Here is an 8,170-nt window from a genome sequence, read left to right on the forward strand (position 1 = left end):
TCGGCGTCAGCTTGGGCGACTTGTTGGAAATTAGGCGCTTAAAAGGAAACAGCGCTGCCATTAACAAAAGCTGATGGAGCAACCCCGAAAAGCTTAACCCCGCAACAGCTTTAAAGCAGACACAGCAATAAAAGCAAAAAATAAGGAACCAAGACTACTTTGCCGCCAAATCGGAAATTACACAGCAGCAAAAGGCAAAACCAATAAAGCTGAAACAACTGCAAGCTGAGGAAATGCCAAAGAACTTTAGCGCAAAGCTGGAAATACGGAGCTAAAAAAGCCAAGCAATTTATCCGAGCGACAAAACAGAAAAGGCAAAAGCTTTAACAACTTATATTTGCCAACTGAGCCAGAGCGCGAAAGCTTAAAAAACCTGGCAATACCCCGGAAACAGATTTCCAACGGTGAGCTAAGCCGCGCCGCCGCTGCCTTACTGGTGAAATCGGTGCGTGTCGGCGTCGGCTTGGGCGACTTGTTAGCAGGTATTTTATTCATCTTCAGCTGGCCAATACTGAGAAATTTCTATCCCCATGTTAAGCTGGCCTGCAAGCTTAATAAGCTCAGATGGAAGAAAGTCGCACTGGCTAAATAATTCGTTTCTGATCAATTGGCTTTCTACTGGGAAATCTAAACGAATATCATCAATTCTATATAGTTTTATCAGCTTTTTTAATTCAGCAAAATTGTTTTGTAAAAACGCAATTGAATCGCTTACTTGACCAGAGAAATTATTCCATTCTTTTTTGCTAACATCACAAGCAAAAGCATAGTGATCCTTTGGTGGTCGCTTACCTTTAGAACTATCATCACCCTTTTCGTATGACCACAATACAGGAAGACTCGTACTTTTAATAAACTCTTTGAATGAATCTGTGTTGCTTGTAACGTGGAGTATACACACTTTATAACTCCTGCTAACGGTGAGCTAAGCCGCGCCGCCGCTGCCTTGCTGGTGAAATCAGTGCGTGTCGGCGTCGGCTTGGGCGACTTGTTATGTGATCATTCGTTTTCATTATATATTGGGACTTCAAAATCTGGAGATGCTAACATCAATTGAAACGCCGTATTTTCAATCGCTTCAACGCTTACTCCACCAAAGACAAATTCAATGAATGAAGAATCACCTGAACCATATGCGGGCATTACTTCGATAATCATCGACATATATTCTCCGAAATCATCGTCTTTTTTTGCCGGAATATGTTCTGCCAATGTGTTTATTTCAGAACTTAAAAAAGTAAACCGTCCCGAATTGGATCTGTCAGTATCTTCTGAATCCGCACCTTTTATGAATTTAAAATAGAACAAATCAGAAAATGTGCATAGAAAATCGATGTTTATGTATTCATAATCGTTTTTACCGGTCTTTCTCCTGATATTTGGGCATGAAATCTCTATAATAAGCTTATCAGCTCCATCCCGAAAGATTATGTCTCTAATTTGACCATCATGAAAAAAGTCCCAGTAAAAATAACGCCAAAGATCTGTATGATTTCTTTTTGGAAATCTACTGAGGTGTTCCCTGTATGCTGATTCATACAGATCATCTGCGTCTGTTCTAATTTTGAATGTCATTATTTCTCACATAACGGTGAGCTAAGCCGCGCCGCCGCTGCCTTGCTGGTGAAATCGGTGCATGTCGGCGTCGGCTTGGGCGACTTGTTAGGTATAAGTAGCTGAATATACAATATTTTTAAATTTTTAAAAAGCATTATGGTTTTTTAAAATGTACTGAATTCTGGTTAAATATTTTAAAATCTAAAGTCGGACTAAGATTTTTTGTATTATAAACACATACCCAATCATCAAGATAATGATCTTTGTCTGTATGTCCTTTCAATACCACCAAAATAGAATTTGAGTCTCCAGACCAGCGGATGCACTCTATGTATGAATGACTTAACTCTGAATCAATTTTAAGATTATTATTTTTGAAAAAGAAAGCCCATGTTTTACCTGTCACATTAGCTTGTTTAACCTCAACATATTCTAAATCACTTTTTTTATTGAATAGACGGACTTCAGAGACATTACTTCCTAAACGATCATTTATAGCCAACCATTTTTCGTCATTAGAAAAAATAACATCTGCATCTCTCTCAAACTCATAAAGAAGAAAATGCTTTTTTAGATTTGCCTTCTCAGAAGTAAGCCATATCTGATTCAGTTCATTTTTTTTAGCGCGATAAAAACCAATAGAAATGTCTCTTGATGGAGATTGATCAAGTTTCCAAGGATTGCCAATAGGTCCTTGCTCTGCTGCATAAGCAGGTAAATTGATTAGAAAGAGAATAATAAATATAGAAACTCGCATATTAGACATCAAAAGTTACCTAACGGTGAGCTAAGCTGCGCCGCCGCTGTTTTACTGGTGAAATCGGTGCGTGTCGGCGTCAGCTTGGGCGACTTGTTAGAGGTCATTTCTAAGCTGAGATTTATAAAAACTCAAAGCTTCTTGAAACCATTGCTCAGAAAGACCTATTTTATCTGTTATAGGCTTAACAAAATTTTGAAGAGCCATATCCGTTTCCCTAAAAAAATTCTGAAATGCTTCAAGCTCCTGAATCGCATCATCAAACTTACCTAATACGAAAGCGTCAGCTCGCTCACGAAAAAAATGATGTGCTAAAAAGGCTCTTTTTTCTTTTGATTTTTGGAGATCTACTTCCAATATTGCCGGTAGCGAACTAACATTTTTTAAAGTTTTAATTAGATTCCCAAGAGTTTTATCAAAGTTCTGATTAAAAAAAGCATCGTATTCTTCTGGAGTCCACTTACCACGAGTACGCGGAATAAAGTCAAGAAATAGAAGGGCGTTGGCAATTCCGTGCTCTAATACTTGAGCAAAGTACATAGCAGCGCCAAAGTTAGCGCAGACTTCTTTGAATGGTTCAGAGTGATCTGACAAATTTAACCTCTAACGGTGAGCTAAGCCGCGCCGCCGCTGCCTTGCTGGTGAAAACCGTGCGTGTCGGCGTCGGCTTGGGCGACTTGTTAGCCGTTTTTTGAAAACAATTCAAATTCTGCACCAAGTTCATTTAGCCTTAATAGCAAAGTGCTTGCAACAGAGACATCTGACAAAAAAACGGGCAGGCCATTGCTGAACATATGATGGTTATAAGACAGAAATGCCTTGCCATTTGCACCAATGATATACAGGTCATCATTCTCCAGTTTTATGCGAGAATATACAGAAATTAGAAAACTTAAAAGAGTAGGCAGTTCAGATACTGTGAATTGTTTAACCTCCAAGTCCCCATAGCGCTTGATGAGAAACCACTGGGACTCAGATTCCAATATAACACCCAATGTCTTTTTGACATTTCCCGGAAAATCTGTGTCTGCGAAATGAATAACTACTGTCCGCTTGAGGCCTTTGCTGAAAGCAAGCTCCCTACCAACTCCAGCTGCTGCCGTGGAAATGCAAATTCCGGCGTTATCAATTATTTCCATGATTTTATTTTGAGTCATGTTGCCCATAATTATACGGCTAACGGTGAGCTAAGCCGCGCCGCCGCTGCCTTGCTGGTGAGATCGGTGCGTGTCGGTGTCGGCTTGGGCGACTTGTTAACTGCCCTTTCTTTATGGGATAAACTTATTTATTTTTATATCGCCCATAGCCTTATAGTGCTTTTCGTTTCCTGTAAGAATTGGAAGACCATAAGCAATGGCAGTAGATCCAATTAATGCATCAGCCAATTGAATTGAATGACTTAAAAAATGCTGCTCTACAAAAAACATGGCTTTTGCCGATATGTCTTCAGAAACATAAAGAATTTTTGTATTCCAGCCATGAAGAGCTTTTCGGAGACAGGTTAACTCTTTTTTGTTTCTCATTCCTTGAACCAGTTCCATGTAAGTAACGACAGAAATAAAGAAACCATTTGAATTTTCTATAATATCAAAGGCATTCTCGTTACCTCTCATGTACCAGATGATTACATCGGTATCTATGAGCACCATTTAAAACCTGCCCTTTCTCAAGCCTCTAACATATTCATCAACGTTTTGAGTACAATCATTGTTTTTCCAGATACCAAATAGTTCATTTTTTGACATTTTTTCTGTTGATTCACTGTAGGGAACAAGCTTGGCACAGGGTTTTCCACGGAAGGTAATGACAACTTCCTCTCCCCGATTGACCGTATCTAGTAGCTCTTTTGAATGAAATCTGAGGTCTTTTGCGGTAGCCTTCATGGGCCCTCCTTATATAAGTTTATACTTTTAAGTATAAACTTGGGATGCAATACCGTCAAGCAAAAAGCATTTAGAGGGAAGAAACATAATGGAAACAGTTAACGGTGAGCTAAGCCGCGCCGCCGCTGCTTTACTGGAAAAATCGGTGCGTGTCGGCGTCGGCTTGGGCGACTTGTTATGCCTTTCTATATAATATCTATATCGATATGCGCATTAATTGATGATAGAAATAAAACGTGTTCTGGTGATAAATGAATACTCGGCACTAATTTTTCATCACCCATTGACGCCCAAATTTGTAATTCTTTGTAACTGCATTTAGTAAAGAGTTCTGAAATCATAGGGCAACTATTAAACAATACAATTAATCTATCTAATGCTTCCTCGAAGCCCGATTCATATGTCGTTTTATCTTTAACAAAGATAATATTCTCTTCATAGCATTTGCCAGTTCTTATATTCCATATTTCACCTTTACGATTAACATTCAAGGCATTCAGACCTAAAGAGTCCGTGATAAATTCATCTGGTAATCCAAAGCCTGCTATTCTAATTGTAAATTGTTCCATAATTTCTATTAGCATAACGGAAAGGTATGCCGCGCCGCCGCTGTGCTCGGTTCAAGCGACGCAGGCCCCCGGCGTCGGCATGAACGGATTGTTAGCGACTCAAAAATTAATCAAAAAAAATGTTCCCATTATTATCTCGCGGGATTTTTATGTGTAGCAATAAGCCCGCTGGAGCCAGATGCTTTAATACCCATAGCCCAACTAAAAAAAGAAGTAAATCAGCACACAATTGTATTAATATTGCGTCTGTTATTTCCCTTTTGGAAATAATGACAAACAGAGTACCTATGCTAAAAAAACAACCAAGCGCTGAGATAATATATGAAGAAATTGGCCTAAATTTTAGGTTATCAATAGCATACTTCCAAAAAATTAAGATAAACAACAGTGGTTTAAGATAAAAAATCTTTTGGGAATGACATAGTTCTGTAAACTTAAATGACTCTAATAAATCGAGAAATGGATATAAAAAACATAGAAGCGAAAGAAACATAGTTTGAGCTTTGTATTTTTCCCTTAGCTCTGGATATGGCGAGTGAGAAATCAACCAACCTAATCTTTCAGTATCTTCAACTTGTGGACTTAGGCTTAAAAAAATATCGTGTTTCTTTTGGCCTAATATAAGACGTTCATTGATAACTTGAACCAATTGTTTTTCTTTCATCACGTGTACCTTAAAATCAGCACGCTAACGGTGAGCTAAGCTGCGCCGCCGCTGCATTACTGGTAAAATCGGTGCGTGTCGGCGTCAGCTTGGGCGACTTGTTATGTTTTAGTTCTATGGCTTTTGCCCGTCTATAGTAGATAGAAATTCTACAAGTTGATTCCAATTAGCAAAATGTTGATTCTCACCAAACATTACTTCACAGCAGAAATAGCCAAATACTATTTTTACTTCGTCTTTGAACTGAAAAAAAGAAATTGAATCATATTGGTTTAGGTGGTGTGACTGAAAAGCATATTTAACTATAGAGCCATCCTTTAGCCTTATTATACCGACCTCTGATTCTATTGGTGTTTCAAAAAACTTTTTTTTTATCCCGTCATTGCCACCTTCAGTTAAGTCGAAGTCATTTATATTAATTGAGGATAATAACCCCTCCAAGATTGATTTTGTTTGATACTCCCAAATCAATCTTGGGGAAAAGATTGCAACAAAGGCAATAAAAACAATTGAAATTACAATTAATATTCGTTTTATCATTTATATAAACATAACGGTGAGCTAAGCTGCGCCGCCGTTGCTTTACTGGAGAAACCGGACGCACTCGGCGTCAGCTTGGGCGACTTGTTAGACCAGTTTTTTGATGAGCAACAAGAATGCCCAGATTATTAAACAATTTACAGGCAAAGATAAAACATTGCCCTGTCAAAACACAAAAATCAGAAAACTGCAAAACCCAAATGAGCTACCAAACTACTTTTGCAATTGCTGGGGAAAACCAAACTTTCCAAAACATGGAGAACGGCTGCCACTGCTTAAGCTGGAGAAATTCAAAGCTCAAAATTGCCAAAACCAAAAAGCTGGAAAACAACAAATCCCGAATGAGTTACCAAGGAACCTTTGCTAAAGCTGGTGAAAACCTGCCGCTGCTACAGCTGGAGCAAACCAGCTACTACATGACTGGAGAAACTCCTGAAAAGTCAAAAGCTAAACTTTGAGCCACAGAGCAGAAAAAGCCCAAAACGTTAACTGCGCTGAGTTTGGCGATAAAGTTAGAATCCCGAAACAGCCTCAAGAATACCAAAAAATTAGGAATCAAAAGGTCTAACGGTGAGCTAAGCTGCGCCGCCGCTGCTTTACTGGTGAAATCAGTGCGTGGCGGCGTCAGCTTGGGCGACTTGTTAGCGATCAATTTTTAGTTTTTATTATTAAATGCTGGACTAAATGCCTTAAAAAGTATTTTTTCTCTTTTGGGTTTACCTGGTTTGGTATTTAGCAATAAACTTTTATTAAGCCAGCCATATTGATTTATGCAGTCATTACCGCGTTTTTGTAACCATTGAGTACCGTCGTATTCCCAATATGGCGCATCTATCAGTTGCACCTTTACCCAATCATTTTTTTCTTCAATAATTTTAATCTGTTGACCATAATTTAGTAAACATAGCCAGTCTGTAATGAATTCTGGTTCTTTTCGTAATGGGACATTTTCCGCAGAGATCCACGCATTTTTATTTATCTCACCTGCGATTGAAATAATGCCACAGAATGAATAGCCGAAGCTCAGAACTAAGGTAGTAGCTAAAATTAAAAAGTCTTTTTTTAATAATGATCTCATTTAGAGCTTATAGAACAATTCTGAAATTAATCATGAACGCTAACGGTGAGCTAAGCCGCGCCGCCGCTGTGCTTGATTCAAGCGACGCAGGCCCTCGGCGTCGGCATGGGCGACTTGTTGTAGCCCGCGCGGAAGCCGAAGAGTGCGATATATTCGATTTTATCAAAAGTGCTGCCAAGCGATTGGGAAAACATTGCCAAACGAAAGCAGCGTCTTAAAAGAATTTTGGGCTTTTGAAACTGCGGCCCGAAGGCCAAAAGCGCTGGCAACGTATGATTTAGCGAATAAGCTGCCAAAGCGAAAGCGTTATACCGAAAAATGAAAACATTAATTGCCCGGAGCTACAACGGTGAGCTAAGCTGCGCCGCCGCTGTTTCGCTGGTGAAACCGGTGCGTGTCGGCGTCAGCTTGGGCGACTTGTTAGAAGATAGCCTTTTACACTTCAAATTTCCCATTCCGCTAACTCTCGTGTAATAGATTTGGCTTCTATTGGTGCATTTTCAACCAACTTATCCCATAGATTCTTATCGAACCGTTGATCCAAAAAACAGTAGCGAAGAATGCAGATTAGCTGCAAACGATACTCCTTACCTCCAAAATGATTCTCCAAGGTATAAAAATCGTAAACATTCCCTTCTATCCATTCATCATCAATATATTTAAGTACATTGGCCACCTCGTCACCACTTATTCTATAACAGTCAGAATACGGATCTCGAGGTTCTTCGTGAAGAGAATAATCTTGATAGAAGAACGGATACAGATCATGAGATATTGCATAAATATATGATTCACTAAAGCCACATTTCTGACCATGAATTCGATAGTTAAATAAGTGGTCGGTTTTGATTGGACAGATTTTCTGAAAATATAAGTGAAAATCCTATCAACAAATCCTTATATAATTTTGACCTCTGTGTCTCATATTTTTAATAAAAGCTTCAAGCGGCGATTGGAATTTCCAGACCTTCAAAATATGTTTTATCAGGCGTATTATTCTTAAAGCTCTGGTGAGGCCTTTTTGTGTTGTAGAACCTCAGATAATCGCCAATTTTGTGTCTCGCTTCTGACATGCTTCCATAGGCCTTCAGATAAACCTCCTCATATTTCAAACTTCTCCAC

At 39.0% G+C, this 8,170-nt stretch carries 13 protein-coding genes; 1 reads left to right on the forward strand and 12 read right to left on the reverse strand.

Annotation, left to right across the window (positions count from 1 at the left end; all coding sequences use genetic code 11):
- Positions 1-487: 487 nt before the first annotated feature.
- From K245_RS0119890 to K245_RS0119935, 10 genes are all read right to left on the reverse strand, one after another.
- Positions 488-901 (reverse strand): hypothetical protein, encoded by a 414-nt coding sequence (locus K245_RS0119890; protein ID WP_027360593.1) that lies wholly within the window; start codon positions 899-901, stop codon positions 488-490.
- A gap of 98 nt (positions 902-999) precedes the next feature.
- A complete protein-coding gene (locus tag K245_RS0119895) occupies positions 1,000-1,575 on the reverse strand; it encodes a hypothetical protein (protein WP_027360594.1) in 576 nt (191 codons plus the stop codon).
- Between the two features lie 136 nt (positions 1,576-1,711).
- Positions 1,712-2,323, reverse strand: coding sequence for a hypothetical protein (locus K245_RS0119900; protein ID WP_027360595.1), 612 nt, complete (start codon positions 2,321-2,323; stop codon positions 1,712-1,714).
- A gap of 87 nt (positions 2,324-2,410) precedes the next feature.
- A complete protein-coding gene (locus tag K245_RS0119905) occupies positions 2,411-2,908 on the reverse strand; it encodes a hypothetical protein (RefSeq protein WP_156906859.1) in 498 nt (165 codons plus the stop codon).
- A gap of 86 nt (positions 2,909-2,994) precedes the next feature.
- The gene (locus K245_RS0119910; protein ID WP_156906860.1) at positions 2,995-3,471 is read right to left on the reverse strand and encodes a hypothetical protein; all 477 of its coding nucleotides are present in this window, start codon (positions 3,469-3,471) and stop codon (positions 2,995-2,997) included.
- A gap of 111 nt (positions 3,472-3,582) precedes the next feature.
- Positions 3,583-3,963, reverse strand: coding sequence for a type II toxin-antitoxin system VapC family toxin (locus tag K245_RS0119915; RefSeq protein WP_035277764.1), 381 nt, complete (start codon positions 3,961-3,963; stop codon positions 3,583-3,585).
- The gene (locus tag K245_RS0119920) at positions 3,964-4,197 is read right to left on the reverse strand and encodes a type II toxin-antitoxin system Phd/YefM family antitoxin (RefSeq protein ID WP_027360599.1); all 234 of its coding nucleotides are present in this window, start codon (positions 4,195-4,197) and stop codon (positions 3,964-3,966) included.
- 185 nt (positions 4,198-4,382) lie between these two features.
- Complete coding sequence (locus K245_RS0119925) at positions 4,383-4,781, reverse strand: DUF4279 domain-containing protein (protein WP_027360600.1); 399 nt, start codon at positions 4,779-4,781, stop codon at positions 4,383-4,385.
- Positions 4,782-4,872: 91 nt separating this feature from the next.
- Positions 4,873-5,430 carry a hypothetical protein gene (locus tag K245_RS0119930; RefSeq protein ID WP_027360601.1) on the reverse strand — a complete coding sequence of 186 codons (558 nt, stop codon included), beginning with the start codon at positions 5,428-5,430 and terminating at the stop codon, positions 4,873-4,875.
- A gap of 114 nt (positions 5,431-5,544) precedes the next feature.
- Positions 5,545-5,970, reverse strand: coding sequence for a hypothetical protein (locus K245_RS0119935; RefSeq protein WP_027360602.1), 426 nt, complete (start codon positions 5,968-5,970; stop codon positions 5,545-5,547).
- 116 nt (positions 5,971-6,086) lie between these two features.
- Between K245_RS0119935 and K245_RS0119940 the strand changes: the two genes are divergently transcribed.
- Positions 6,087-6,428, forward strand: coding sequence for a hypothetical protein (locus K245_RS0119940; protein WP_027360603.1), 342 nt, complete (start codon positions 6,087-6,089; stop codon positions 6,426-6,428).
- 197 nt (positions 6,429-6,625) lie between these two features.
- On the opposite strand, the gene K245_RS0119945 is transcribed toward K245_RS0119940, so the two are convergent.
- The gene (locus K245_RS0119945; RefSeq protein ID WP_027360604.1) at positions 6,626-7,048 is read right to left on the reverse strand and encodes an SH3 domain-containing protein; all 423 of its coding nucleotides are present in this window, start codon (positions 7,046-7,048) and stop codon (positions 6,626-6,628) included.
- Positions 7,049-7,989: 941 nt separating this feature from the next.
- A partial coding sequence (locus K245_RS27465) for an integrase core domain-containing protein (RefSeq protein WP_027360607.1) occupies positions 7,990-8,170 on the reverse strand: 181 nt, incomplete at its 5' end.

Origin of the sequence: Desulforegula conservatrix Mb1Pa, from assembly GCF_000426225.1 — a bacterium.
GTDB classification, from domain to species: domain Bacteria; phylum Desulfobacterota; class Desulfobacteria; order Desulfobacterales; family Desulforegulaceae; genus Desulforegula; species Desulforegula conservatrix.

Excerpts from the sequence above, each read along its gene's own strand:
- K245_RS0119915 (WP_035277764.1), bottom strand. The coding sequence starts at position 3,963 with ATGGTGCTCATAGATACCGATGTAATCATCTGGTACATGAGAGGTAAC.
- K245_RS0119900 (WP_027360595.1), bottom strand. The coding sequence starts at position 2,323 with ATGTCTAATATGCGAGTTTCTATATTTATTATTCTCTTTCTAATCAAT.
- K245_RS0119910 (WP_156906860.1), bottom strand. The coding sequence starts at position 3,471 with ATGACTCAAAATAAAATCATGGAAATAATTGATAACGCCGGAATTTGC.
- K245_RS0119940 (WP_027360603.1), top strand. The coding sequence starts at position 6,087 with ATGCCCAGATTATTAAACAATTTACAGGCAAAGATAAAACATTGCCCT.
- K245_RS0119930 (WP_027360601.1), bottom strand. The coding sequence starts at position 5,430 with ATGAAAGAAAAACAATTGGTTCAAGTTATCAATGAACGTCTTATATTA.
- K245_RS0119935 (WP_027360602.1), bottom strand. The coding sequence starts at position 5,970 with ATGATAAAACGAATATTAATTGTAATTTCAATTGTTTTTATTGCCTTT.
- K245_RS0119925 (WP_027360600.1), bottom strand. The coding sequence starts at position 4,781 with ATGCTAATAGAAATTATGGAACAATTTACAATTAGAATAGCAGGCTTT.
- K245_RS0119945 (WP_027360604.1), bottom strand. The coding sequence starts at position 7,048 with ATGAGATCATTATTAAAAAAAGACTTTTTAATTTTAGCTACTACCTTA.
- K245_RS0119920 (WP_027360599.1), bottom strand. The coding sequence starts at position 4,197 with ATGAAGGCTACCGCAAAAGACCTCAGATTTCATTCAAAAGAGCTACTA.
- K245_RS0119895 (WP_027360594.1), bottom strand. The coding sequence starts at position 1,575 with ATGACATTCAAAATTAGAACAGACGCAGATGATCTGTATGAATCAGCA.